The 25,824-nt window shown below is 34.4% G+C and carries 26 protein-coding genes; 16 read left to right on the top strand and 10 right to left on the bottom strand.

Translation table 11 applies throughout. The annotated features are described in order from the left end of the window. The first annotated feature begins 160 nt into the window (after positions 1–160). The 3 genes from ND812_RS04870 (at position 161) to ND812_RS04860 (ending at position 3,089) form a co-directional block, all read left to right on the top strand. Positions 161–1,258 carry an alpha/beta hydrolase gene (locus ND812_RS04870; RefSeq protein WP_265374516.1) on the top strand — a complete coding sequence of 366 codons (1,098 nt, stop codon included), beginning with the start codon at positions 161–163 and terminating at the stop codon, positions 1,256–1,258. Between the two features lie 196 nt (positions 1,259–1,454). Then, on the top strand, positions 1,455–2,417 hold the full coding sequence (locus tag ND812_RS04865; protein ID WP_265374515.1) for a DUF6242 domain-containing protein: 963 nt from the start codon (positions 1,455–1,457) through the stop codon (positions 2,415–2,417). Positions 2,418–2,630: 213 nt separating this feature from the next. After that, the gene (locus ND812_RS04860; protein WP_265374514.1) at positions 2,631–3,089 is read left to right on the top strand and encodes a DUF3995 domain-containing protein; all 459 of its coding nucleotides are present in this window, start codon (positions 2,631–2,633) and stop codon (positions 3,087–3,089) included. 80 nt (positions 3,090–3,169) lie between these two features. On the opposite strand, the gene ND812_RS04855 is transcribed toward ND812_RS04860, so the two are convergent. Continuing rightward, positions 3,170–3,730, bottom strand: a complete 561-nt coding sequence (locus tag ND812_RS04855) for a phage tail protein (protein ID WP_265374513.1) — start codon at positions 3,728–3,730, stop codon at positions 3,170–3,172. Between the two features lie 31 nt (positions 3,731–3,761). Further along, positions 3,762–5,147: a hypothetical protein gene (locus tag ND812_RS04850; RefSeq protein ID WP_265374512.1), complete on the bottom strand. Its 1,386-nt coding sequence runs from the start codon at positions 5,145–5,147 to the stop codon at positions 3,762–3,764. Between the two features lie 536 nt (positions 5,148–5,683). Here ND812_RS04850 and ND812_RS04845 point away from each other — a divergent pair. Genes ND812_RS04845 through ND812_RS04830 form a run of 4 tightly spaced genes read left to right on the top strand, consistent with a single transcriptional unit; the run spans position 5,684 to position 8,552 of the window. Then, entirely contained in the window at positions 5,684–6,247 is a 564-nt protein-coding gene (locus tag ND812_RS04845; RefSeq protein WP_265374511.1) for a dihydrofolate reductase family protein, read from the top strand. A 3-nt stretch (positions 6,248–6,250) separates the two neighbouring features. Beyond that, entirely contained in the window at positions 6,251–6,613 is a 363-nt protein-coding gene (locus ND812_RS04840) for a DUF2200 domain-containing protein (RefSeq protein WP_265374510.1), read from the top strand. A gap of 21 nt (positions 6,614–6,634) precedes the next feature. Continuing rightward, the gene (locus tag ND812_RS04835) at positions 6,635–7,522 is read left to right on the top strand and encodes a hypothetical protein (protein WP_265374509.1); all 888 of its coding nucleotides are present in this window, start codon (positions 6,635–6,637) and stop codon (positions 7,520–7,522) included. Between the two features lie 55 nt (positions 7,523–7,577). Then, positions 7,578–8,552: a hypothetical protein gene (locus ND812_RS04830; protein WP_265374508.1), complete on the top strand. Its 975-nt coding sequence runs from the start codon at positions 7,578–7,580 to the stop codon at positions 8,550–8,552. Positions 8,553–8,590: 38 nt separating this feature from the next. On the opposite strand, the gene ND812_RS04825 is transcribed toward ND812_RS04830, so the two are convergent. Together ND812_RS04825 and ND812_RS04820 are read right to left on the bottom strand one after the other, a co-directional pair. Further along, positions 8,591–11,329: a CHASE domain-containing protein gene (locus ND812_RS04825; protein ID WP_265375904.1), complete on the bottom strand. Its 2,739-nt coding sequence runs from the start codon at positions 11,327–11,329 to the stop codon at positions 8,591–8,593. Positions 11,330–11,473: 144 nt separating this feature from the next. Then, the gene (locus tag ND812_RS04820) at positions 11,474–11,920 is read right to left on the bottom strand and encodes an SRPBCC family protein (protein ID WP_265374507.1); all 447 of its coding nucleotides are present in this window, start codon (positions 11,918–11,920) and stop codon (positions 11,474–11,476) included. Between the two features lie 87 nt (positions 11,921–12,007). On the opposite strand from ND812_RS04820, the gene ND812_RS04815 reads away from it, so the two are divergent. Next, positions 12,008–12,814, top strand: coding sequence for an AraC family transcriptional regulator (locus tag ND812_RS04815; RefSeq protein ID WP_265374506.1), 807 nt, complete (start codon positions 12,008–12,010; stop codon positions 12,812–12,814). Between the two features lie 42 nt (positions 12,815–12,856). Here ND812_RS04815 and creD read toward each other — a convergent pair whose 3' ends face one another. From creD to ND812_RS04790, 5 genes are all read right to left on the bottom strand, one after another. Then, the gene (gene creD / locus ND812_RS04810) at positions 12,857–14,188 is read right to left on the bottom strand and encodes a cell envelope integrity protein CreD (protein ID WP_265374505.1); all 1,332 of its coding nucleotides are present in this window, start codon (positions 14,186–14,188) and stop codon (positions 12,857–12,859) included. Positions 14,189–14,263: 75 nt separating this feature from the next. Next, on the bottom strand, positions 14,264–15,703 hold the full coding sequence (creC, locus tag ND812_RS04805) for a two-component system sensor histidine kinase CreC (protein ID WP_265374504.1): 1,440 nt from the start codon (positions 15,701–15,703) through the stop codon (positions 14,264–14,266). Between the two features lie 4 nt (positions 15,704–15,707). Continuing rightward, entirely contained in the window at positions 15,708–16,385 is a 678-nt protein-coding gene (locus ND812_RS04800) for a response regulator (RefSeq protein ID WP_265374503.1), read from the bottom strand. Between the two features lie 147 nt (positions 16,386–16,532). After that, positions 16,533–17,408, bottom strand: a complete 876-nt coding sequence (locus ND812_RS04795) for a DUF4349 domain-containing protein (protein WP_265374502.1) — start codon at positions 17,406–17,408, stop codon at positions 16,533–16,535. 123 nt (positions 17,409–17,531) lie between these two features. Next, entirely contained in the window at positions 17,532–18,788 is a 1,257-nt protein-coding gene (locus ND812_RS04790) for a U32 family peptidase C-terminal domain-containing protein (RefSeq protein WP_265374501.1), read from the bottom strand. Positions 18,789–18,914: 126 nt separating this feature from the next. On the opposite strand from ND812_RS04790, the gene ND812_RS04785 reads away from it, so the two are divergent. The 5 genes from ND812_RS04785 to ND812_RS04765 are packed head-to-tail and all read left to right on the top strand — an operon-like array spanning position 18,915 to position 22,203. Then, complete coding sequence (locus tag ND812_RS04785) at positions 18,915–19,415, top strand: hypothetical protein (RefSeq protein WP_265374500.1); 501 nt, start codon at positions 18,915–18,917, stop codon at positions 19,413–19,415. 47 nt (positions 19,416–19,462) lie between these two features. Further along, on the top strand, positions 19,463–20,860 hold the full coding sequence (locus tag ND812_RS04780) for an OmpP1/FadL family transporter (RefSeq protein WP_265374499.1): 1,398 nt from the start codon (positions 19,463–19,465) through the stop codon (positions 20,858–20,860). A 10-nt stretch (positions 20,861–20,870) separates the two neighbouring features. Further along, complete coding sequence (locus ND812_RS04775) at positions 20,871–21,353, top strand: hypothetical protein (RefSeq protein ID WP_265374498.1); 483 nt, start codon at positions 20,871–20,873, stop codon at positions 21,351–21,353. Positions 21,354–21,369: 16 nt separating this feature from the next. Beyond that, on the top strand, positions 21,370–21,789 hold the full coding sequence (locus ND812_RS04770) for a hypothetical protein (protein WP_265374497.1): 420 nt from the start codon (positions 21,370–21,372) through the stop codon (positions 21,787–21,789). Between the two features lie 3 nt (positions 21,790–21,792). Further along, the gene (locus ND812_RS04765; protein ID WP_265374496.1) at positions 21,793–22,203 is read left to right on the top strand and encodes a hypothetical protein; all 411 of its coding nucleotides are present in this window, start codon (positions 21,793–21,795) and stop codon (positions 22,201–22,203) included. 6 nt (positions 22,204–22,209) lie between these two features. Here the strand turns inward: ND812_RS04765 and ND812_RS04760 are convergent, their stop codons facing one another. Beyond that, positions 22,210–22,647 carry a bacteriohemerythrin gene (locus tag ND812_RS04760; RefSeq protein WP_265374495.1) on the bottom strand — a complete coding sequence of 146 codons (438 nt, stop codon included), beginning with the start codon at positions 22,645–22,647 and terminating at the stop codon, positions 22,210–22,212. A 221-nt stretch (positions 22,648–22,868) separates the two neighbouring features. Between ND812_RS04760 and ND812_RS04755 the strand changes: the two genes are divergently transcribed. The 3 genes from ND812_RS04755 to nosZ are packed head-to-tail and all read left to right on the top strand — an operon-like array spanning position 22,869 to position 25,823. Beyond that, on the top strand, positions 22,869–23,405 hold the full coding sequence (locus tag ND812_RS04755; protein WP_265374494.1) for a fasciclin domain-containing protein: 537 nt from the start codon (positions 22,869–22,871) through the stop codon (positions 23,403–23,405). Between the two features lie 28 nt (positions 23,406–23,433). Continuing rightward, positions 23,434–23,895, top strand: a complete 462-nt coding sequence (locus tag ND812_RS04750) for a c-type cytochrome (RefSeq protein ID WP_265374493.1) — start codon at positions 23,434–23,436, stop codon at positions 23,893–23,895. Between the two features lie 8 nt (positions 23,896–23,903). Then, complete coding sequence (nosZ, locus tag ND812_RS04745) at positions 23,904–25,823, top strand: Sec-dependent nitrous-oxide reductase (protein ID WP_265374492.1); 1,920 nt, start codon at positions 23,904–23,906, stop codon at positions 25,821–25,823. Position 25,824 lies beyond the last annotated feature (1 nt).

Genomic DNA, 25,824 nt, shown 5'->3' with positions numbered 1-25,824 from the left:
CTGATTTAACATCTAAGAAATAATTTTTTCCCAACAATTGACGGGAATTCTCTTGTCACATAGAAAAAATGGAATCTGCTTTTCAGATGAATTCCTAAAAAAAATTACTTAAGACGATTTAAATTCATTCGAATTAACGATCCCAACTGTCGTAATAGGTATGAAACAAAGGAATCAATTTTTACATCTTCCCAATTGTTTTCGTTTTCACATGACTTTGGCATTCGTATTGAGTGCACTTGCGATTACATCATCTTGTTCAGCCCTTCCAAATGAAATCACAGGAAAGTCGGATGCAGACAATCATATGTTACTCTCCACTCTACTCCTCGTTCAACTCAGCCAAACAAACGTCCCACCGACTGTGAAACAAAATTCAACCTATACAGTTTCCAAATCGACATTTGTGTATGCACAAGCACTAAGCCATTCAAATTGGGGGACAAGCACAACCAGTGTTGTCAATTTAAGTTTAGATTTATATCTACCCGAGAACGCACCAACAAACCGACCTGCTATGGTCCTCATCCATGGTGGAGGGTTCACAACAGGATCAAAAGAAGATACAAACATCGTTGAGATTGCCAATTATTTTGCCAGTCGTGGCTGGGTTTGTATTTCCATCGACTATCGATTGGCATCTGCATACGGTACACTTTCTACTGCCTGGGGTACATATGTGTTAAACTCATCACTTACACCCACAGAAAAACAACAAAGTTATGCCATGTATCCAGCTGCTCGTGATGCAAAGGCTGCTGTTCGTTGGCTTTATGCCAATGCTTCAACATATGGGATTAACACTAATTATGTGACCGCGTTAGGTGGATCTGCTGGATCTTTTTTAGCCAATATGTTAGGGATCACCAATGTAAGCGATTTTCGAGATGAGAATTTAACTTTAACTGATTCCACTCTTTCAACAACAAACCTTACAGCCGGTTCCAAAATCCACACCATCATTGACCATTGGGGTGGGATCAATCATATGACATACCTCCAAGCCATAACAGGACAATCTAGGTTTGATGTTAACGATCCTCCTGTGAGCATTGTACATGGCACAGCTGATGCAGATGTTCCCTTTACACAAGCAGAAGCACTCCGAGATGCATACATTGCTTCCGGGGCATCCTATGAGTTTAATCCACTGGTAGGTGCTGGCCATGGGGCTTGGACTGCTACGATCAACGGTAAAACCTTATCTGAGAATGCATTCCAGTTCATTACTACCAAACAAAAGCTTACCGTTAACTAATTTGATCTTTTAGCGATAGAAGGCACATGCATTTTAGGACATCCTAATCGATACTATGTATGATTAATATATACCTAATTTTTAAAATACTTTCGGTATTTACCTAAAATTGACAACTAACAAATGCAGATTTTTATCTAATTAGATACTATATAATTTATTGACTCGATTTTTTTTGGGTAAATAGAACAATAGTTTGGATGGAAAAGTTTACACGACGACACTTATTACAAAATTAATTTCGCGAGACCAGTCTTCTCATTGTGGAGCCAATTTATTATCGTTTTCCAACTCTCGCTTTGCTTCCGATGGAAGTTTATGGACATCGCGAACCATCCCGACTGGAAATTGGGTATCTATAGCGTACGGTAATGGAGTATTTGTTGCAATTGCTGATGGAGTTGGAAATACAATGGCAGCTACTTCTACCGACGGAATCAATTGGACACAACGAACAATGCCAGTTGGCGCTTGGTGGATTTCAGTTACATTTGGGAAAGGACTCTTTGTAGCTGTTGCAAGTAGCAATAGTACGATTGCAGCTACTTCTACTGATGGCATCAATTGGACACAACGTACGTTACCTTCACCAACAACAGGCTGGCAATCAGTAACATTTGGAAATGGCGTATTTGTTGCCATTGACATTGCGAGCACACGTGCAGCTTCATCTACTGATGGAATCAATTGGACATTAAGGACACTCCCAGTTTCTTCTACTTGGTGGTCAGTCAGCTATGGAAATGGTCTATTTGTTGCTATTACTTTTGGTGATTCCATCGCTGCCACATCTCCTGACGGTATCATCTGGACACAACGTACGTTACCAAGTGCAATCAACTGGCAATCAATCACATTTGGAAATGGTATGTTTGTGATTGTTGCTGATAATAGCAATACCTCGGCAACATCCACTGACGGTATTACTTGGACCCAACGAACACTCCCGCTCAACAGGTATTGGTATTCCGTTACATATGGCAACGGTGTTTTTGTTGCAATCGCTTATAATTCTTCCATTGCCATCACATCAAATGATGGAATCAATTGGACAGAACGTACATTACCAAACGTTGCTGACTGGTATACTGTTGCCTATGGTGATGGAGTATTTGTTGCTGTATCATATGGTTCTTCCTCTGCTGCATCATCCCCTTAATTTTGATATTCTGGGCGCACATTTCCGGCTCTCCTTCGGCGAGGGCGCTCAGTCGATCCGGGGCGCAATGGATCAAAATATTATCCATATTTAAATACTTTCGAATTCAAAATCATCTAGAATCGACGGAATTCTATAAGGTTAATTCTTTTTCGAGATTCTAATTTTAATGAAAGGAGAGAACAAAAAAGTTATATCTCTTTCTGAAATTTTATGACTATATCGAGTGCAGCTGATATGAATACAAATTTCATTCTTTCCATTTTCACTTCCCTTTTACTCAACATCCTCGCCTGTATTCACATTTACTGGGCGTTTGGTGGTTTATGGCCAGGAACCAATCAACAAGATTTAATTAACAAAGTATTTGGACGGGGAAATCAATTTCCATCACCATTCAGCTGTTTAGTGGTAGCGGTTGGATTGGTTTTGTTTTCAAGTTTACCAGTTTTATGGTTGGTTCGAATCAATTTAGATCTAAGTCCGCAAATCACCAATCTGATTCGGTATAGCATGATTTTTGTAGCCATTGTCTTCCTTGTAAGAGGAATAATCGGTTATCTCCCTTGGGTCACCAAACATTGGGAGCCAATATTTGTACGCTATACAAAACGATTGTATAATCCAATTTCTCTTTTGATTGGATTTTCATTTTTACTGATGAGTATTTGATTGGGTGGAACTGAGTGAGGAAAAAACACAATCGATTGTAATTATCGATTGTGTTTTATTCTTGAAACGAATTTAATCGCTTAATTTTTTCGCATACAATAAGTCAAAGCTATGTTTTTAGGACGAGTTTCATTTCCATATCGAACTGTTCCATTAACACCATCTGTAGGACTTCCAATAGTAACAGAACCAGAACCAACATATGCGGTTCCAGCACCACTCCAAGCATTTTGTTGCATGACACTGGCCGAAATTCCTGTAACTTGGTGAAAGTGACCTTGGAAACTATCGTTTTGAAAATCTCCAATTGGTCTTGAACCCGCTTCATCTCTACCTGCTGCACCTGTTCCGATATCATCCCTTCCTCTTACAAAAGCTCCTCTTAAGTTTGGTGTGCCGTTCGTTCCATCTGCAGGTGCCCAACCTTCAGGGCAGTTGTTAAGATAAAATGCAACAACCGCACCTTCGGGAGCAGCAATGAGAAAGTTCTGATTGATCCTTGCAGAACTAATCACTTCTCCTGGAGCAAATAAGTTCATCGCTGCCGCAGCTGCCACTAAACTTGTTGTAAAAAATCCTAAAGTAATCCCAACACCTTTATAAAATCCGCTTCTCAAATATTCTTTAATATTACCTTTCATTTGTTTTTTCCTCTTATATTATTTAAACGTTCTAATTAAAAATACATGTAGAATCAAAAGTTCCTACATCATACGGACAAAGTATTCCAAACCCTTTGACTAAAATATTGTATGTAGATGTAAATCCACCTAAACTTACTGATATTGTGCCTGTTTTGTCTGTTGGAGGATACGATGCGGTGAACTTTCCAAATTCAGAAAATGGATCACCGAAGGCTCCAATGATTGGTTCCGAAGTGAATGTTGGATGGACAAATATGAAATTATTAAATGCATCATAACCTGCTGCATCTAACGCAGTTGTCGTACCAGCATTCACTTGGAATGGATTCGGTAACTCAGCTGAGTTATATAGGACAATCATCCTCACCATAACACCTGGATATACATTAATCGGCATGGAAAGATTTAGATTTCCATAACTTGCTTGGATGTATGATCCACCAATCACTTGGGCAGTATAACGAGCACTTAACCAATTCGGTCGTGATGTTACCCCCTTTCCACCTGCAAATGTCATTGTTTCCGCTGGCACTGGGTAATACGTTGCTGAGGAATTTCCTTTCACTTGAATGGTCAAGTCTCTTGAAAAACCAGCTGTCATCTTGGTGATTGTATTTTGAAACCGAATTGGTGTTACACTATCTCTTATATCACCACTTATGGTATCAAAAGAAGTTGGTGCAGTTGTTGGCCGAGTGACTCTTGCATTTAACGAATCATATACTTCAATATAGTATTCTAAACCAGCTGCAAAAATATCTGTTGCAGGAATTTTAGCCTGGTAAAACTGACCAGTACCATCATTTTCATCAGGCAACATAACAATACTTTTGAAAATAGAACCACTCCCTTGGGTTCTATAATAAAATCTTGCAGTCACAATTGCAGATGCATCCCAATCAAGAATACTCGTTCTTACAACCGCTGGTAGTCCCTCGATCAATCGACCAGGAAAAAAAGTAGCACCACCGATTGTAGGAGGATTGTTAGTTAATACTAAGTTTTGAGCTGTCAGAATATAATTTGAAAAGTGGTAAATAGAAGTTGTGACACAATGGTTCACTAAGTCAACATCACCACCATAACTTATATATCGTTTTGTTGCCGGATCATAGTGCTGGATCTGTAACGTTTTTTCACTCTTGCCTTGCAAAAATTCAGGTCGACCATCATAACATATTTTCATTTCTGCTGGTTTGTTGAATTGCAAATTCTCAGGCCCGAATTTATAGGCAACTTGGAGAGGTACAATCGAATCAGTTGCTGGTGGCAGACTTGTTTCCGAATATGTAATCACAGTTTCTTCATCTAACGCACCTAATGGTATCGTTAAACTCATGGTTGGAGCTTGGATTACAGCGCCAGTTTCAGGTGTAACAACAACCGAACTAGATGCAAAAAAAGAACCAAACATAAACATTTTGTTAAAATTGGAAATCTTGTTTTCGCTGCTACACATTATCAAATTGCAACAACTAACAACAAAGATCACAATCAATACTTTGCGCATGTTTTTTACCTTTTAGTTTTTTCAAATATACGAATCAATTATAGGAATTTCTTGATTCCAATAATTGACAATGTCGCCAAATCTGAGTAATCCGAAAGAAACAGTCAACTAATTTTTCGCATAACATAGAATTTTTAAATATCAACTATTGTTCGTTAATGCAAAATACATATCCATAAAACTTATATTCTTATACTTATCCCTAATTTAGCGAATGAATGATCTATAATATTTGTTATATTATTGTTTATATACAGGACAATTGACACTTGATTGCAAATCTTGAACAGAATTCAAAATGATTTCTTCCTAATTGAGATCCAAAATATCTCTTACAAACAAAAGTTTTATGTAACATTTGCTTAGAAAATTTCTAATTTGGCCTTTCCAAAGTCCAAAATGTACTTCCAAGACAAGACAAAGTTTATATAAAAAGGCGAATGAGAAAAGTTGTCTTTGGAATCAATGTATCGTCGGATGGATTTTATGGTCATACAGGAATGGTTGTCGATGAAGACCTACACCAATACTTCACCAATTTTTTGAAACAATCGGATCAAATCCTATATGGACGAATCACCTATGATCTGATGGTTCCATTTTGGCCTGAAGTCTCAAAAAATAAATCTATGTCTTCCGTTAGTAATGAATTTGCTCACGTTTTCACTTCCCTTGAAAAAATTTTGTTTTCTCATACGGTCACGAAGGTAACAGATCCCAAGACAACCATTGCTACTCGGTCACTCGAGGAAGAAGTGAAATTTCTTAAAAAACAAGTTGGTAAGGACATTAGTGTTGGTAGTTTAAGTATTGCTTCTCAACTTTCTAGCCTTGGTCTAATCGATGAATATCGATTTGTCATCCATCCCGTCATTGTGGGACAAGGTCCCAGGTTATTTAGTGATCATCTTTTGGAAACTCCAGTAAAATTAGATTTGATAGATGTCAAAACGTTTTCCTCTGGGAATATTGCACATCATTACCAAACTAGAAGAGAGAATTAAAGTATGGAACCTACCCTAGAGCACCATCAAAAAATTGCGAAAATGTCCTTTGCCTCCGTATATCCTATGTATGTTGCAAAAGTTGAAAAAAAAGGAAGAACTGTAAAAGAATTAAACCAAGTGATCGAATGGCTCACATCCTTTGATGAGAAAAAAATAAAAGAACTAATCAATGAAAATGTCACCTTTGATACATTTTTCTCAAGAGCTTCATTAAATGAAAATGCATCACTAATCAAAGGAATGATTTGTGGGTATAGAGTCGAAGAAATCCAAAACCCTTTGACAAGGAATGTTAGGTACTTAGACAAACTAGTTGATGAGTTGGCCAAAGGGAAATCCATCGATAAAATCTTAAGAAAATAAATACTTCCTTATAAATATTAAATGAATTCAAAAATAACGATACCTATTCTAATCGTAATTGTTCTTCTCCCATTCTCCATTTTTGGAGAATCAAAACTCTTCATGATGTATGGAATTAAACTCGGTCAAAAACGAAATTTAGTTTCCGATCTTTATGGCAAACCATTTAAATCCCATACATTTGAAGATGGATATAGTTACGATGCCTACAAATTAGAAGAACATATATTAGTTGTGGAATCTGAGAATAAAAGACCAGACTTAGTGTGGGCGATTCAAATCCAAGGAAACAAAAATCCAAAATACTTTGGGCTCAATGTGATAAATTTAGGAGATCCAATAGAAAAGGTTGTCTCTACATTTGGAAAACCGGACGAAATCAGAAAGGCATTTGATGAAGAAACGAAAGAAGAACTAACTTCAATACAATATTACTCATATGATCAAAGTAGAAATTTCAGCATTGAAGTTCAAAATCAAAAGGTTTCAAGTATTAAACTTACTTTTAAAGGCTCAGCTAATGTAAATGAAACACTGGACATCAATGAAACATTTAGAATCTTAAAAGAAAAAAACATATATCAGGTTGCACAATTATTGGATCAAAATTTCATTTTAAAAGAGAAAGATAAAAAAGAATTCAAAATGTCAGGAAATCCAATTCAGACTTTAAATTCTAAAAATGAAATATCCAATCGATTCTTTTTTCTCCAAAACTCCCTTATCAATTTGAATCCAAATGAAATTTTAGAAAACTTAGACTTAAGAAACAACGAACAATACATTTTTGGGAAGTATTTAAAATTTAAATCAGGCGAAGAAATGTTCCATTTATTCTTTTTGAAAACGTATGAAGGATGGACTCTAAAAGAAGTCAATATTGAAACTACTCCTAAATCTTCGGAATAAATTTTTAAGTTAATCCGATTAAACAAGCAAATAACAATTAATCAAGGCAAATCAAATGAAACAATATTCCTTACTATTACTCCTATTTATTTTCCCAACGATAATTTTGGGAGATGAAACCAAACCAAAAACACTCATTGACTATGAACCTATTTTAAGAAATGCAATCACACAATTTGAAACTGTATTTAAATCTTCGCCGACAAAACATGATCTTGTTGAACAGAAAGTAAATTTTATAATAAGACAAGCTATGAAAGGTGAAATTACATTTTTAATCGATGTCAATGGCAATCAAGATCTATCAGCTATGGGTTTTGTTGATTTTTACAATGAAAATAAAAAACCAGCAATTGTCATAGGAACTTACTTTTTAGATCAATTTGAGAAAAATCCAAGTATATTCTATTCTGCCTTAGTCCACGAATTCACACATGCTTATGATTTTTTTAATAGCCAACGGTATTTTTTATTTTATAAAAATAATCGCATCGTAAAGGCACTTTTTGAAGCTGATGCCTATGCAATTGAATCATTGTTCATTCAAAATTACCTTGTTTCTCAAAAAATCAAATTAACAAAATTCGAACAGTTTTTAATGGATGATTTTGAAAAAACACAATTGTCGAAAATCATTTTGATCAATCAAATTGCAAGTTTACCATTATTACACGCATTCCTCGAAATAAGAGATTCTAAAGATTCAATTGAGAAAAAAGTTACTTCATTGAATGACATTGGAAAAAACTTAATTGAAAAGTTCGATTCCATTAAATCTTTAAAAGACTATGATAACAAAATGGAGATTATTGCTTTTTATTTCACATATCATTTACTTTTAGACCAACTAGTTTACGATATTGAACAAAAGGAAAGTGAAGTGATGATTGAACCCGAAACCTTTTCACTGCAAAAATATCCAACACTCTATCAAACCAAAAAACAAATTTCTGAAAAAGTAAAATCTTATGAAAATGAATTTGAAGATTATATCATAAAAGAAAACCAACGAATTCGAACCGAAATATAATTGAATCTACTACGCCGTCATTGCTTTTTGATGTTCATTCACATTTTGGATTCAATTGATTTCGAAAATATTTTATAAATCGAATTGAGTAACTCAGATAGAATAATTGGTTTTTTTACACAATCATCCATTCCATTTTCGAGGTATTCTTGTATCTGTGAATCCATGTTATTAGCAGTTAATGCAATGATAGGCACCCTTTGGTATTCGTCTTTACGATTCCTGATACGTTTGGTAGTTTCCAAACCATCTAATTCTGGCATTTGAATATCCATAAGTATAAGATCATATTTTTTACTATCACTGACAAGAGATGCATCCAAAAGTTGAATCGTTTCAATTCCATTAGAAGCTATTGTTACATGAACTTTTTCTTTCTCTAAGACCTTTCTAACAAATTTCTGATTCAAGAGATTATCTTCAGCAACAAGAACGTTAATGTTTTTTAAATTAAATGTCTCAGGTGATTCTATTCGAGGAATGAATTGTTTAGGAACAGATACTTGGTGGAATGGAATCGTAAACTTAAACGTAGATCCAATATTCAAAATACTATCAACTTTGATTTCTCCGCCCATCAAATTGACTAACTGTTTTGAAATGTATAAACCTAACCCAGCACCTTCAAATCGTTTAGTTCTTGCATCTTCCAATTGAACGAATCGATCAAACAATCTTTTTATATTCTCATCTGAAATTCCTATTCCGGTATCGTGAACACAAAATTCGATAAACTTTCGACTTGGATCTAATTTGACTGCTAATGTAATGATTCCACTTGGAGTAAATTTTAACGAATTACTAATCAAATTGTTTAATACTTGTCTCAATCGATTTTCATCGACTAAAATATGTAAATTTTTATCTTCGATCATAAAATCTAAATTAAATTTTAGATTTTTTTCTATTACATCAGACTGAAACAGTAACTGTATGTCTCTGCAAAGTTTATAGACGTTTGTTTCAGTTGGGATAATTTCTAATTTATGATTTTCTAACTTGGATACATCCAATATATCATTGATGATTGTCAAAAGTGATAGAACAGACTTTTTAGCGTTATCCAAATAATCCTTTTGTTCCAGATCTACATTGGTTTCTTCTAATAAAGTTAACATTCCCAAAACACCATTCATTGGAGTGCGAATTTCATGACTCATGTTTGCGAGAAACTCTGACTTTACACGGTTTGCTTTTTCCAATTCGAAAGTTCGTTTCTCAACAATTTCTTGGATGTTCTTTTCTTTGCCAAGAATAATGAGCATAAGTATTCCAAGGAGTCCTGTTAATAAAGAAGAGATTATGAGTATAAATCTAGAAGCGTTAGTTAAGTTTTTCTCAAAATATTCTTTTGTAGCAACAATTCGAAATGTCAGCAGATGACTTCCGATTTTCATATTATGACTATGAGAAAAATCTGAGAATATTTTCTCCTGCGAAGCAATACAATTGTTATTATATACTTCATTTGTATGTTCATCATCACTTTCTAATATTTGCACACAAAGATTATTTTGATCACTTCCAATTAAAGATTTTTTAATAATAGATTTGATTTTGATCACAGCGGTGGCGAAACCATATTCACCACTGCTTCTTTTTAATGGATAAAAAACTAAAAAACCAGTCTTATCAATATTATCTTGAACTAAATTAATTTTCCCAGTGATCTCTAATTTATTAGATTCCATTGCTTTTAATAAGGCCTTTTTTCGAATTGGATTTGAAAATACATCAAATCCTACTGCAGAATTGTTTCCTTGGATTGGATAAATATAACGAACAAAAATATATTTTTCTTTCGTTGGAGAAAGTTTGTATTCATTTCCTTCCTTAAATTTAATTCCAATCGAACCAGGGTAATCAAACTTTAACTTTGATTCATATTCGATACGTTTTGCATTTGGTAATAGAACATTCCATGATAATGCAGAAACACTTTCTGTTTCATCTAATATTGACTTTGCATATGTATCAAAATCATTTTTACTCATGTTCTTTTGAAGGCCAATAAAGGATCCTAATGACTTAACAACTCGCAAATTTTCCAATATACGGTTTTCTATCTCTGACGATATAATTTGTCCGTCGGACTTAATTCTGTATTGGATAAATTCTTTTTCCCAATCTCTTGTTACAAAAAAAATTGTAAGTGTGAGAATAAATGTACCCATTGTGGCAGAAGTAAATAGAACCAAACGCATTCCTGTTTCTTCTTTTGATAACCATTTGTGAGTCAAAATTAGAATGGGAGTAAAGATGATGATTCCAATTGAATCACCTAACCACCATGTAAACCAAGTTTGGAACAAAAAATCATTATAAATAATACCAAAAGCCAATAATGAAAAGCTACCTATAAGGGAAGACACAATCGCTGCTGATGGGCCGGCTAAAATAAAAAAAGATAATAGATCCCTAACTGAAAAAATATTCAATTTTGAGTCAGAATATTTTTTAAGCAAATAGCCACCAAACAATGCAGAGATGGAATTCCCAATCGAAATAAAAACATTTTGAGGATTTTTTGTGATAGTTTGGAACCAGCTGAAATCTGGATCAAAAAATTGTGTGTTAGTAAAATATGCTGCTAAAAAAAGAGCAATCCAAATTCGATTACCAAAAATTAAGATAAAACCAAGTGCAAAACCTGCTGGTGGCCAAACTGGAGTGCTGTATCCATCAATCGAAGATAGATATAAACTAAGTTTTCCTGAAGTAAAATAAACTACAAAGACAAATAAAAATGCACCTATTTTCCGAAAAAAATAACTCATCTTATCTTCTAAAGAGTGCATACTCCTATAAAGACGAGTAAAAAATTAAGAATCCATACGAATTCAAAATATGAGTATCAATTTTTAATCAAATTTGAGTTTTTAGTGACATATAGATTTGAAAACGTAGGAAATTTGCGAGCATCAGACACTTCTATCTTCAGCAAGCATTCTTATTTTTTCTAATATTTCCCTCCAATTTTCCTCAGAGTGTTTTTGTTGTTCTTCAGAAAAAAATCCAGTTTGGCAAAGACGTAATACGACACCTTCCTTTTTCTCCACCAGATTCATTGCAATGACTGAATAATTTTCGGGTAGGTCAGGCATTCCGGAGAAACTTGATAAATAGGTATACTTTAATTCTTTTTGAAACTCTAAATTCAAAATTGTTCCTTTGTCTTCGTATGTTTTACCATCCCACTCTCCTTTGAACCGAATATCACTACCAATTGTCCAATTGGAAATTGTTTCAGTTCCATATAAATATTCTTTAATGGAATCTGGTGTCACAAGTAAGTTCCAAATTTTCTTTACATTAGAATGGATGAATATATTGAATTCAATTTTTAAGGTTTGATTAATTGATGGCATAAGTTTCATTTGTATCCTTTTTTTTTAGTATAAATGTTAAAAGAAGTTTTGAATTGTAAAAACACGTCAAAAATTGAAATTTGTTTCATGGAGCGCGATAAAGGTTTACCAACAAAAGGTGTTTTACGTCAGAAAAAAACTCATTCCAACACAATCCACCATCGATATTTTCCCAACGAATCTTTACTTTACTTCATTGAACATTTTTGGAGCGTTCAATGGGATTTACCAAAAAATGAAACTTACGTTGCGGAAACACTTCCTTATCCAAGTGTTCATATTGTTTTCGAAAAGAGAAACTCGATTGTTTATGGAGTTCAGCAAAAAAAATTTACGATTTCATTGAGTGGTAAAGGATCGGTATTTGGTATTAAATTTAAACCTGGTGGTTTTTATCCAGTTTACTTGGATAAAATTGCAAAGTTAACCAATAAAAGGATTCCTTTCATTTCGTTATTCAATCTTAAAGAAGATATAAAAATGGAAGCGAAACTTTGTAAAACAACAGATGATAAGTCAAAGATTGAACTTTTCGAATCTTGGATTCAAAATAAATCATTGAAGAAAGAATCAGAAATTGAGGACTTAAATCATATGATTGATGCTATAAAGTCGAATAACTCAATCCTATCCGTTGAACAAATTTCGAAAGCACATTCTATTCAAATCCGTACTTTACAAAGGTTATTTCGTGAATATATAGGTGTAAGTCCAAAATGGATAATCCAACAGTTTAGAATGCAAGAAATAGCGGAACGGTTAGAAAAAGATAATTCGATTCATTTCGCTGATTTTGCAAATGAATTTGGTTTTTTTGACCAAGCTCACTTCAACCGAATGTTTAAAAAAATGATAGGACTGAGTCCCGAAAAATATCTAGAATCATTAAAATAAACTCTGCAGTAAATTTAAAATTCACTACAGAGTTTATTAGATCTATTTAGTTTCTAAGTTCATACCGAATTGATACCAATTTACTTTTCTCGTAAAATGCATTACAAGCGCTAATATCATAAACAATGTAATTGAGCCAAGTAACAATGCCTGGTCTTCTGATGCCAATATGATATACAAAAATGAATATAAAAAGAGATAATATATTCCTGTCAAAATCCCTTTTTTCTTATTCTTTAAAGCATGGATTGCATAATAACCAATTAATATAGTCACAGAGAGAGAAGAGATCATGTAAGCAACGAAGTATCCGATATGTTCCGATAAGGATAGATTGAGAACATAAAAAATAACCATTGCACATCCAATTAAAACATATTGAATTGGATGTAATAAGATACCACCGAACACTTCCATGAGAAAAAATAGTGTGAAACTTGTGACGATAAAAAGTAATCCATACTTTACTGATCTTTCTAATTTTAAATAATGATCTACCGGAATCAATAGACTAACTCCAAATGCAGAGTTATGAATTGAGTTAAGGATCGAATCATCTAAGGAATGAATCACTTGCGGAAACGAACGAGAAAAATAAGAAGTTTCCCAAAGAGAACGAAAACCACCATCAAAAATTTCTCGATCAACTGGCAATATATTTCCATTGAAAGAAGGATCTCTCCAATTCGATTCCATCATCATTTTTGTTTTTTTTCCAATCGGAATGATTGAGAATGTATCAGATCCTTTTAAGGAAACATCCATATTAAAAACGGAATTCCCTTCATTCTCCTCCAAAGGAATCGGAAGGCTCATTCCCGAAGGAAAAAAGTTTGATTTTGTGCCTGGTGTAAATGTTTTCTCTTTGCCATTCCAAGTTAGTTTCAAGTCACCACCTAATCCTTTTAAGTCGGTTACTGAAACAATGATTCTAGCATCATCCCAATAAATATATGTTGTATCTAATGGAAAATCAGTTGATTTAACTGGCGAAAACTTTCCCTTAACATTGATTTTACTTGTATAAAGTGGAATATGATAAATCCCTCTTTGTCTTTCTTCGGTTACCATACCCACTTGGTATCCAAGATCTTCGGGTAGAAAATAAGCATACTCTGTAATATAATCCCACTTTTCTTTGGATTGTGCGTTCCCTGACTTTGGAATCCGTATGTTATATGGGATGACTAAAATTGGTCCGAGGAATGTTTGGTTTTGACTCCACTTCTCTCCTACTTCAGTAACTGCATCTATTCTAGATTGATTTCTTTCTTCGATTAAGGAACCGACCATAGAAAGGGGAATGATAAATAATATGATCATCACACCGAGGATCATAAGACGTAAATTGATAGACGAAATTAGTTTGCTCATACAAAACTCCTACAGATTTACTGTAAATGAAATTGGTGAGCTAATTATGATGACAATGTGAGGATTGTGTGAGGACTACGATTTTTGGAACAAAATGCTCACTTCCACTCCCTTGGGTGTTCTATTTTGTATCTTCAATTCTGCTTTATGAAAATCTAAAATTTCTTTTACGATGCTTAACCCAAGGCCAGAACTTTTTCTCTGACCAATTGGCCTAGGTAAGGAAAAAAATTTATCCGTAACCTTTGTTAAAGCATATTCAGGAATCAATTGACCTTGGTCAGAAATGATTAATTTAGCTTGGGAATGAGAGATAGATTCTAATTGGATCGTAATCAAATCGCTCGGATTTGCAAATTCAATTGAGTTACGGATGATGTTTTCAATGGCCATCCTTAGGTAGTTTTGATTTCCTTTAATCATTACCGAACCTTCTGGAAATATTTTTTTCACTGATAAGGATTTTCTTTCCAATTCAATTTCAAATCGGAACAATATTTCATTTAAAAATGAACCTAAATCAATAGTGTCATTTAATTCGATTGAATTTTTCCCTTCTAAAGAAGATAATTCTAATAATTGATCGATAAGATTTTGGATCCGTTTCGCCTCAGAATCAATTGTGTTTGTTAGTCGTTCTATCTCATTTGGATGCGAGTGTATTAATTCTACTGCTGCAAGTATAGAAGACAAAGGACTTTTCACTTCATGAGTTAATGTCTGCACATATGATTCTACATATTTTTTTCCTTCCAACTCGACTACTAGTTGGTCAACTTCCTTTCCCAATTCGTTTAGTTCTTTCATTCCTAATTTTGGAAACGGTTTTTTCTCCTTATTTCGTAAGGCTGTAATGTATTTAGACAAACGCAAAATGGGTCGAAAACTGATATAAGCAAGCATACTAAATACAATCGCAATGGATGAAGCTACGATTAAGGAGATTCGCCAAAATTTATGTTTTGCTTCCTCGATGAATGGAATGACACCTATTTTCGGTTTGATGACCGTTAAAACACCAATAATCTGATTTTGAAACCGAATGGGAGAGGCAATGAACAATGCTCCTTCTTTTTCAGTTTCGATCATTTTACTGGATCTAACTCCATATTTTCCTTTTAACGTTAAATAAACGTCATTGTATTTGGAATAATCTAGACCTTCACGATAACTTTCAGAATCAAAAATTACGATTCCTTTTGCATCAGTGATGTACATTTGAAGATCTGCATTTGTTTTTAATAATGAATAAATTTTTGCTTCAAAATTACGATTCCGCACATTTTGAAATGGTTTTCTAAATAATGATTCAGCTAAAGATTTAAGATGGTACCTTTCGTTCGGATTTGCATTAATTTGTTCTTCAACAATTGCAGAAAGGACATGAGTTGTGTCGTTTAATGATTCCTCGATTGTTTCCATATAACGAGGACGAATTGATTCTTCGGTTTTATCGATTAAGTAATAAAAACCAATAGATAGGATAAAAAAAAACTGATGATAATTCGTAACCAAAGATTCATATGATTTCCTTTAATCCATATCCTTGACCTCTTCTAGTTTCTATTGGATCAAAATTCGGATCTAATTCTTTAAATCTAGCTCTAATATTTTTAATCACAGTATCCACTGCACGATCAAAACTATCTTCAGGTTCAGTCCAAACATTGTCCATAATTTCTTCTCTCGTAAAGATTCGTCCAGGCCACTTAAAAAACAATTCCATCGTTTTGTATTCGTAAGGTGATAAATTCAGCGAATTTCCATTGAAATAAATTAGTTTTTTCTCCAGTGAGATTCTAATTTTTTGATTGGAGATCGGTTCATTAGAGACTGGATTTTGTGTTCGCCTAAGAATGGCTCTTATCCTTGCCAAAAGTTCTCTTGGACTAAATGGTTTGACTATATAATCATCAGCTCCAATTTCCAATCCGAGTACTTTATCGATTTCGAAATTTCGAGCTGTTAAAAATATCACAGGGATTTGGTATTTTTGACGGATTAATTTTAGAACTTCAAAACCATTTAAGTCAGGCAATCCAATGTCCAAGATCACAATTGAGATTTCAGCTGTCACCATTTTAAGTCCTTCTGATCCAGTGGATGCGATTGTCAGTAAAAATCCCTCTGACTCTAATGTAATTTGAATGGTCTCCTGTATGCCTGGTTCATCTTCGATGAGTAAAATTTTGATCATAGAAAATTAAATGAGTTCCCATTCGAATGAATGGAAACAATCAAAACATAGTGAATCAATATTGGTGAGAAATGCAATCAGTATTCGAAAACAAAAAAAGCATTTAACATCAATTCACAATCTTGTGGAACTGAATGAACTGTTTGGTTAATTCTTTTTTCTCATCCAATTCAGTACTTTCCTAGAGGGAAAGTACAATAATCCTATCAATACAAAAACGGGAGTCATCCAAACCAAAACATATGTGAGTTCTAAAAACAAATTGAAAATTCCTACAAATGCATTTTGGTATTGGGGTACGATGATTTTGTCAGCAGGAGTGGGAATGCTAAAGCTGACATTTAATGTAGCCCATTTTACTTTATCATTGATTTTCCATACTTGAAGTTCTGTTTGGTCGATCTCATTTTCACTTTCCGTAATTGCTTCTTCAATTGCAGACCAATTCCTTGAGTTACCTGTTGTTTGGTGATTGGCAGATACCCTTCTTTGGTAACGAATTTTTTCTCGGTTGGTTTTAATTTTCTCCCAAACCATTCCTTCTGTGTGATCAATCGTACTTATATTCTCACTAAGTAATGTCCCATACGTATCCAATTCCAATAATGCATCGTATAGTTTGTCAGAACGAATGTGCATTTTCACATTCATATAGGGTGATTCCGAATTCATCGCTGAACTATTTTCAATAAATCCATACTTACTCACAAAAACCAAAAAATCCTTTCTGGTTTTGATTAAATCCGAGGTTTGGTAACTTAAATCCACTTGGAATTCCAATAAACGATCTTGGTTATTTTGGATCGGAAGGAAAACAGGCCCAATGGTCGTTTCCTTCATCTGTGGAATGGAATCGGCACTTTCTTCAAATGAAGGAGAACTCGGTGCTACTTTTTTTTCTGCAGAGGCACTCGCAATTTTTCTCTCTTCCGATGCCACGGACATACTTTCCTCTTGTGCATTTCCGCAGCTCCAAAAGAAAAATAAAATAAGAAGGTAAAATGGTAATTTTATTTTTTTCACAACAAATCCTAATCAAAACAATCTAATTATCATTAACAAACAATCGGCAATTTATTCTCAACGAGAATGGATTGCTCAAGTTAAAAACAAATATTCATCCCATCGAATCCGATACTAAATCTCCTAAAGGATACGTTTGGTTAGAAAGGATTGTTTTGTGATTTCAAAGGGTACTGTAATTTCTGCAGATCCAATCCCCCCACTAACAACATCAACTAAATTGTTTTTGTAATACATTTCATTGACAACAAATGGAACAATATCCTCTGAAAGTGGATTGATTACTTCTAAAACATCTCCCTTTTCTATTTTGTTTTTTACTTCAATGATAACTCTTTGGTTCTTATGTTGGTATCCATTGACAAGACCTACGTAATGATGAGTTTTTTGTAGACTCGTTCCAAACTCATTGTTTTGAAAATTTTGTTCTTCTACTGGTATTTGGTCTTCCATATCTCTTGTTAAAAAACCTGAAAAATATTTTCTGGAAGAAAGTTTATCCAATTCTTCCAACCATTTCCGATCAAAACTCTCTCCACGTTTGATTCCATCTAATGTATTTCGATAACTTCTGGCAACCATGCCAACATAAAAATCATTTTTGGTTCTCCCTTCTACCTTTAGAGAATCGACTCCAGCATCACATAACTCTTGTAAAAATTCAATGGCACGTAGATCTTTGGAATTCATTAAAAATGTTCCATCCTCATCCGTTATCAGTTCCATGGGTTCATCATTTTGTTTTGGATTTGTAACATACACTTTATATAAATCACGACATGCATTATTACAAGATCCTTGGTTTGCATCTCGATTTTTAAAATAATTGCTCATAAAACACCTTCCACTATGAGCAATACAGATAGAACCATGAACAAAAACTTCAATCTCCATATCAGGTACTTTATCTTTTATCTCTTTAATTTCAGGAATGGATACCTCTCTAGACAAAATGACTCTTTTTGCACCATATGCCTTCCAAAATTCAACTGCGGCATAGTTCATTGTATTTGTTTGTACCGAGATATGGATATCTAAATCAGGATATGCATTTTTAGTAATATGAATCAATCCAGGATCTGCCATAATCAAAGCATCAGGTTTTAATCTTGCCATTTGTTCTAAATACTTATGATAAGAACCAAGTTTCGAGTTACGAGGTATGTTATTGACTGTAAAATAAATTTTTTTATTGAGGTTTCTTGCGATCGTGATTGCTGTCTGTAAATCCTCCATTGAGAATTCATTCTCTCTGGCACGTAATGAATAACGTGGAACTCCACAATAAACTGCGTCTGCTCCATACAAATAAGCAATGTTTAACTTATCTAGGTTCCCAGCAGGCAATAAAAGTTCTGGAATGTTTCTAAAAGATTTCATATGCATATTCCATTCGAAAAAAGTTATATCTTATCTAAAAGGAAAATATGATTCTATTCGTTTAGAGTGTTTCTAAAATAAAAAATAGAAAGACAAAAGATTCTCATACATAAACTTGAAACCACAATGTTGACTTATTTCATTTGTTTAACTTTCCATATCCTTGCGGCAATGGTTTGGGTTGGAGGTATGATCTTCTATGTGATTGTAGTGATGCCTGTCATTCGTAACCCAAAATTAAAAGAACAGAAGTTAACCTTACTTCAATTAACTGCCCTTCAATTTCGAAAAATTTCCTATATTCTATTTTTTATTTTGATCACTACTGGTTTCGGAATATTAGTTAGCAAAGGTTTATTAAGAGAGGACAATCTCTTTACTTTTTTTACGTCTTCGATTGGTTTTATGTTTAGCCTAAAGATTGGATTGTTTGGATTCTTATTTGTTTCTTCTGTGTATCATGATTTTGTTTCTGGTCCAAAAACATTTCGCTATTTAGAATCTGATCCCGTTCAATATGAACGGTATAGAAGGATGTCTGGTTTATTTGGCCGATTCAATTTATTACTCTCCTTATTCATTGCATTTTTAGGAATCATTGTTTCAAGAGGAGTCTCGTTCTTTTAGAATAAAATCCTCTTGACACTTCCGGTCTGGAAAATCGACTCAAATTAATGATTCCGAGTCGCAATTTCAAATTTATATTGATTCTAATTTCGATTGGGATCATTGCAAATATCCCTTCCAAAATAGAGGCGTTCCAAGGAATCATGCAACCAGCGTTTGGTGCAAGGCAAGCGGGCATGGGTGGGGCATTCCAAGCAGTTGGTGGATCAGTAATGGATTTAGAATCAAACCCATCCCATCTTGCACGTGTTCAACGAACGAAATGGGAATTGGGATCTTCATTTCATTTCCCAACCATTGAATATAATGATAGTTATATAGACCAAAATCCTTTAAAATCATACCAGAATAAAATTGTAGAAAACCCAAGAGCTGTTTTACCTTATCTAGGGATCATCAAACCAATCACTGAAAACATTAGTATCGGTTTTGCTTTGTATGCACAAGGAGGTGGAGGTGGTCATTTTAAGAATATCAAACGATTCACTCCAGATGGTCGGACAATTAATGATACATTTAATACTGTAATTCCAGTCATTGGCGAAACAAATTCAGCAGTGGAAGACTTAACCTTTCGGTTTATGACCGTCAAATCAACATTTGGTGTCGGTATCAAACAGGGGAAATTTGCATTCGGGCTTGGATTGGATTTTGTTTATGGTTTTATGCAATTAAAACGTACCTACCAGGATGAAACAAGAAGTCTTACGATTCCTGGTGGAATCAGATACCAAAGTGATTCTGCTTTTACACTTGGAGGTAAAATTGGATTTTCTTATGATATTACAGAAAACATAAGAATCGCATACTCATATACTTCTAGAAATGTATTACCTTTAGATGGAACCATGCATGTGGATTCCTATTTGCCAGAACGATCCTTCGGGACAAGAGTCTCTCGTTTTATGATTTGGCCAGATAAACATATCGCTGGAATCTCTTATCACAATGACCGATGGATTATCGACATGGACATTAAATACATTCCATGGTCCGAAAGTTTTAATTCTAGCAAATTTCGACTAGAAGATGTTTGGGTGAGAACTCCTGTTGGGGTCGAAACAAATGCCTTTCAATTTAATTTAAATTGGAGAAATCAAACAGTTCTCGCTTTGGGAACCGAATACAAATGGAATGAAAAATATAAAACACGAATGGGTTATAATTATGGAAATAATATTATTCCCGCAAGTGGAGTAAGTCCAATGTTAGGTGCAAGTATAGAACATCATTTGTCTTTAGGAGGAAGTATCACATGGAATGACACGTCATTTCATATCGCATGTGAATATGGATTCCCTAAAAAAACGGTTGGAGGTAAAACTTCTGACTGGACATTATCACACTCTATCTTTTCTACTTCTGAAATACATCCTTTGCAATATTCGTATCAAAAATCGATGAGTGTCTTTAGCATTTATTTAGGACTAGAACAATACATTTAAAGGAAAATTTATGAAACATTTACATTTAGCAAAAGTTGCAATTTTATTATGGTTATTCACAATGATAACCTTGGGTTATTTTTTTTACTTTGGTAATACGACAAAATCTCTTGATACAAGAACTGCAATTCGTTTAACGCCTGCTGAACGACAACTGGTACTGACTGAAATGAGAGCATTATTGGAAGCACTGAATGGTATGTTGGCTGGTCTTGGTGAGAAAGATTATGAAAAAGCAGCTAAGTCTGCAGACGCCGTTGGTATGGGACTTGTGGCAAGTTTAGAACACCAAGAAAAAACAATTTTGTTAAAACTTCCTGTTTCATTCAAAAAATTAGGTTTTGGAACACATGAAAAATTTGATGAAATCGCTTCTAAAATCCGTAAAAAAGAAGAGATCCATACTCTTTTAAAGGAAATGGATGAACTTACAAAAAACTGTGTCGCATGTCATGCTGGTTATAAAATCGAATTAGAAACAGAAGCTAAATAATTTATAATTTAGAAACATGCCAAAAATATCGAGATACTTTATCAAATCAGGAATGTTATTTTTGTTTTTTGGTGTTGTGATCTATACCTTGAGCGAATTTCCTGAATTACATTTCAAAGTACCACTCCTACCAGTTTATTGGCATATGATCGCCATTGGGTGGATCACACAGATCATTATGGGTGTTTCACTTTGGATGTTTCCGAAAGGAAAAAACTCCATCTCGAAAAATGGATCTACTTTATCTTGGATTTCTTATATTTCCCTAAATCTCGGATTAGTGTTTCGATTTTCTACTGAACCATTTCTAAATGTTGATCGCGAAATGGTTAAGATTCCATTTTTACTTTCGATTTTTTTACAAGTTTTGGGTATCTTATGTTTTATCTTAGAGATATGGCCAAGACTTACACATATGAATAGGAAACCTTCTTAAGTTATGTTCCCAATTCAATCGGTTTGGTTATTGAGAATTTCATTAGTTTATCTGCTGTTAGGTACCTTATTAGGTGCGCTTCTCATGTCACAGAAAATTTATTTATGGGATCATTCACTTTGGTTTCTTTTACCAATTCATTATTCGATCATGGTTTGGGGATTTTTCATTCAATTCATTATGGGAACTGCCTATTGGATGTTTCCAAAACATTTATCAGATTCACCGAGAGGTTCTCAATTTCAAGCGTGGTTACTGTTATATTCTTATAATATTGGTTTCGTTTTTTTTCTTGTGATTCAAATAACTCAATTGCCAAACGATTTTGAACGAGTCGCCAAAATACTCATTAGTTTAGCAATTGTAATGTTTATCAAATTAATGTGGGTTAGATCTATTTCTTACAATTCTTAATAAAGATTATAAGACTAATTTGATAAAAGGTTTATAATTCATATCCTCTTTTAAAATATGATTGGATAACCAAAGTCTCAAAAATTGAATCAGATCGCTAAAGAATTGGTTCAATTCGGCATCATCTGTTACTAAATTACCAGTTGTTAATCTTTTTTTCAGTTCCAATATTTTATCAGTAAAACGATCATGTTGTTTTTTGTGAGCTTCCAATTCTGGGTATTGGTTCAACTCCATCACTCGTTCTTCAATCAAAAAATGACTAATGGTATAGTCTTCTAATTCAGAAACTGCATCAATCAGTAACTTTGTATGATTCGATAAATGAGTTTTGTTTTCCTCAAAAATGGATTCAATTTGATTGATGAGTCGAAACAATTTTTTATGTTGAGAGTCAATCTCTGAAATATTGGTCTCATATTTAACGTCCCAATTTGCGATCATAACTACCTCTTACTTTCCATTTTTTCCTAACACCCTTAGAAACAAGGTTTAAATCCTTAAAACCCGCCAATCCACCTAGAACTTCGATTGATAAATATCAACCAAATCTTCCCTGTTCCGCTTGATCCAGATCAATGTAATTCATCTGAGACTGGTATTAAATGATACTAGATTTAAAAATTGGGCGGAAACAAATGAAAAACAGATTCTTACAAATAACAATGATTATAATCCTCCTCAGTTTTGCTATTGTAGGCACAAACTGTGGAAAAGGTGACGATGCAGATGCAGGAAAAGGAATCTCTGCTGTATCTGATGATAAGTCACAACAGGATGTTCTGAAAATTGCGATTGGATCCAAAGACCATACCACTCTTGTTGCAGCCGTCCAAGCGGCAGGTCTTGTTGATTCACTAGCAAACCAAGGACCATTTACAGTCTTTGCACCAACAAATGATGCATTTGCAAAATTACCAGCAGGGACAGTCGATGATCTTCTGAAACCAAGCCAAAAGGATACTTTAAAAAATATTCTAGAGTATCATGTGGTGGTTGGTAACCTAACGGAAGCTATTCTAAAATCTGAGTTCACTGGAAAAGACGATGAACTTGGTATGGCAAATGGTGCTCACACCAAAGTAACCGTTAAAAATGGAAAAACACTAATCAATGGCGCAACCATCATTGTTTCCATTCCAGCAACAAATGGGATCATCCATGTTGTGGATACAGTGTTACTTCCACCAGAAAAAAAATAAGTCACTATCAATCAAAGGAGCAGTAACAATGAATCGATACAAATCAAAAGAAGGATCCATTCGACTAAAAATCGGAATCACAATGGGTCTCATATCGTTTTTAACAATTTTCGCTTGTGGAGGAGAGAAATCAGAAGAAACACCTACATCTAACGCTGGTTCAAAGGGAATTGGTCCCGTATCTTCAGTCACTATTGGTGCACTTGACCAATCAATGGCTGATAGAGGGAAAAAACAATTTGAAGCAAAGTGTTCAGCATGTCATAAATTTGAAGAAAAGGTTGTAGGCCCAGCTCTTCAACGTGTTACACAAAGAAGAACTCCTGAATGGATCATGAATATGATTCTAAACCCAATGGAGATGACTCAAAAAGATCCAATTGGACAAGAGTTACTTGCTGAACACCTCGTACAAATGACATTCCAAAATGTGAAAGAGGAAGAAGCGAGAGAGATACTCGAATACTTCCGTAAAATGGATTTAAAATAGGTAACCATATGTTAAAAAAATCAAACATAATTGTTGTTACACTAGGAATTGCCCTTTTTGCATTGATACCAAATTGTAAAAAGGGAGCTGCAACAGCCACATTAGCTTCAGATGCAGCATCTAGAGTGTATGTAGCTCCAGGAGAAAAGGATGAAGTATATGCCTTTTTATCTGGTGGATTTAGTGGCCAGATGTCTGTGTATGGAATTCCATCAGCTAGACTTTTCAAAATCATTCCCGTGTTCTCTGTATTTCCAGAGAATGGTTATGGTTTTGACGAAGAAACCAAAGACATGTTAAAAACAACTCATGGATATGTTCCATGGGATGATAGCCATCACGTTGAAGCTTCGATGACAGATGGAAAACAAGATGGACGTTGGATGTTCTTAAATGCAAACAACACCCCAAGACTTGCAAGGATTGATCTAAAGTCTTTTGAAACAAAAGAAATTTTAGAAATTCCTAACACTGCTGGTAACCATGCGTCACCTTTTGCAACTGAGAACACAGAATACTTAATGGCAGCAACACGATTTTCTGTTCCTGTTCCACAAAGTAATGTTTCTATAGATAGTTTTTCCAAAGGTGGGTTCAAAGGAACAGTCACTATGGTCAAAGTAGAGAAAAACACAGGAAGACTTTCTATCGAATTGCAAGTGTTAGTTCCTGGTTTCGATTATGACCTTTCCCATTGTGGGAAAAAGAAATCTCATGACTGGTGTTTTTTCAGTAGTTATAACTCTGAACAAGCACACAAAATGTTAGAAGTTGGAGCTTCCAAAAAAGATAAAGATTTTATCTTAGCATTCAACTGGGTTCGAGCAAAAGAATGTAAAGACCAAGGTAAAACCTACAACTTTGGTGGTGAATACGTTAATAACTTTAAAGAAGAAAACAAACCAGCCGTCTCAACAAAGTTAAGTGGCGTCAAGATGTTAAATCCTAAAGATTGTCCAGGTATGATGTATTACATGCCAACTCCAAAAAGCCCACATGGAACCGATGTTGACTCAACAGGCGAATACATTGTTGGTGGCGGTAAATTGGCTTCTGTCATTCCAGTTCACTCATTCAGTAAAATGATTGAAGTGAAGGATAAAAAAGAACATCACTCAACTGAAATTGAGGGAATTCCAGTTCTTAAGTATGAATCAACACTTGCTGGTGAAGTACAAAAACCATGTCTTGGACCACTTCATACAGAATTTGATGGCCAAGGTTATGCATACACTTCATGTTTTGTGAGCTCGGAAGTTGTGAAATGGAAACTTGGAACATGGGAAGTTGTCCAACACTTGCCAGCATATTACAGCGTTGGTCACTTATCAATCGTTGGTGGAAGTTCAACTGAACCTTACGGTAAATATCTAATTGCGATGAACAAAATCACAAAAGATCGTTATTTACCAGTTGGTATGGAGTTACCACAAAGTGCGCAACTTTATGATATCTCTTCTGGGAAAGCAGAGTTACTCTCCGATTTTCCAACAGTAGGTGAACCACATTATTCACAAATGATTCCAGCAAAACTCATCATGGATAAAACAGCTAAGTTGTTTCCATTGGAAGAGAACAAACACCCTTATGCGACAAAAAGTGAAAATGATGCAAGGATTGTAAAACTAGGTAACACTACTCACATTTACATGACTGCTATCAGATCTCACTTCAAACCAGATATCATTGAAGCAAGGACTGGAGAAACATTGTATTTCCATGTTACTAACTTGGAACAAGACTATGATATCCCTCATGGATTCGCAATCGGTGGAGCACCTAACATGACAAACTTACTAATCATGCCAGGTGAAACAAGAACCTTCAAGTGGGTAGCTCCTAAACCAGGAATTTATCCTTTCTATTGCACTGATTTTTGCTCTGCTCTACACCAAGAGATGCAACAATACATCCGTGTAAGTCCGTGAA

The sequence above is a fragment of the Leptospira limi genome (assembly GCF_026151395.1).
GTDB classification, from domain to species: domain Bacteria; phylum Spirochaetota; class Leptospiria; order Leptospirales; family Leptospiraceae; genus Leptospira_A; species Leptospira_A limi.
The sequence above is the reverse complement of the archived record's forward strand: the minus strand, read 5'-3'. Positions and strand labels throughout refer to the sequence as shown.

What these genes read in the sequence shown, in the direction of transcription:
- ND812_RS04870 (WP_265374516.1), top strand. Translation starts at nt 161, where the DNA reads ATGAAACAAAGGAATCAATTTTTACATCTTCCCAATTGTTTTCGTTTT.
- ND812_RS04860 (WP_265374514.1), top strand. Translation starts at nt 2,631, where the DNA reads ATGACTATATCGAGTGCAGCTGATATGAATACAAATTTCATTCTTTCC.
- ND812_RS04855 (WP_265374513.1), bottom strand. Translation starts at nt 3,730, where the DNA reads ATGAAAGGTAATATTAAAGAATATTTGAGAAGCGGATTTTATAAAGGT.
- ND812_RS04850 (WP_265374512.1), bottom strand. Translation starts at nt 5,147, where the DNA reads ATGTTTGGTTCTTTTTTTGCATCTAGTTCGGTTGTTGTTACACCTGAA.
- ND812_RS04845 (WP_265374511.1), top strand. Translation starts at nt 5,684, where the DNA reads ATGAGAAAAGTTGTCTTTGGAATCAATGTATCGTCGGATGGATTTTAT.
- ND812_RS04840 (WP_265374510.1), top strand. Translation starts at nt 6,251, where the DNA reads ATGGAACCTACCCTAGAGCACCATCAAAAAATTGCGAAAATGTCCTTT.
- ND812_RS04835 (WP_265374509.1), top strand. Translation starts at nt 6,635, where the DNA reads ATGAATTCAAAAATAACGATACCTATTCTAATCGTAATTGTTCTTCTC.
- ND812_RS04830 (WP_265374508.1), top strand. Translation starts at nt 7,578, where the DNA reads ATGAAACAATATTCCTTACTATTACTCCTATTTATTTTCCCAACGATA.
- ND812_RS04825 (WP_265375904.1), bottom strand. Translation starts at nt 11,329, where the DNA reads ATGAGTTATTTTTTTCGGAAAATAGGTGCATTTTTATTTGTCTTTGTA.
- ND812_RS04820 (WP_265374507.1), bottom strand. Translation starts at nt 11,920, where the DNA reads ATGCCATCAATTAATCAAACCTTAAAAATTGAATTCAATATATTCATC.
- ND812_RS04815 (WP_265374506.1), top strand. Translation starts at nt 12,008, where the DNA reads ATGGAGCGCGATAAAGGTTTACCAACAAAAGGTGTTTTACGTCAGAAA.
- creD (WP_265374505.1), bottom strand. Translation starts at nt 14,188, where the DNA reads ATGAGCAAACTAATTTCGTCTATCAATTTACGTCTTATGATCCTCGGT.
- ND812_RS04800 (WP_265374503.1), bottom strand. Translation starts at nt 16,385, where the DNA reads ATGATCAAAATTTTACTCATCGAAGATGAACCAGGCATACAGGAGACC.
- ND812_RS04790 (WP_265374501.1), bottom strand. Translation starts at nt 18,788, where the DNA reads ATGAAATCTTTTAGAAACATTCCAGAACTTTTATTGCCTGCTGGGAAC.
- ND812_RS04785 (WP_265374500.1), top strand. Translation starts at nt 18,915, where the DNA reads ATGTTGACTTATTTCATTTGTTTAACTTTCCATATCCTTGCGGCAATG.
- ND812_RS04780 (WP_265374499.1), top strand. Translation starts at nt 19,463, where the DNA reads ATGATTCCGAGTCGCAATTTCAAATTTATATTGATTCTAATTTCGATT.
- ND812_RS04775 (WP_265374498.1), top strand. Translation starts at nt 20,871, where the DNA reads ATGAAACATTTACATTTAGCAAAAGTTGCAATTTTATTATGGTTATTC.
- ND812_RS04770 (WP_265374497.1), top strand. Translation starts at nt 21,370, where the DNA reads ATGCCAAAAATATCGAGATACTTTATCAAATCAGGAATGTTATTTTTG.
- ND812_RS04765 (WP_265374496.1), top strand. Translation starts at nt 21,793, where the DNA reads ATGTTCCCAATTCAATCGGTTTGGTTATTGAGAATTTCATTAGTTTAT.
- ND812_RS04760 (WP_265374495.1), bottom strand. Translation starts at nt 22,647, where the DNA reads ATGATCGCAAATTGGGACGTTAAATATGAGACCAATATTTCAGAGATT.
- ND812_RS04755 (WP_265374494.1), top strand. Translation starts at nt 22,869, where the DNA reads ATGATTATAATCCTCCTCAGTTTTGCTATTGTAGGCACAAACTGTGGA.
- ND812_RS04750 (WP_265374493.1), top strand. Translation starts at nt 23,434, where the DNA reads ATGAATCGATACAAATCAAAAGAAGGATCCATTCGACTAAAAATCGGA.
- nosZ (WP_265374492.1), top strand. Translation starts at nt 23,904, where the DNA reads ATGTTAAAAAAATCAAACATAATTGTTGTTACACTAGGAATTGCCCTT.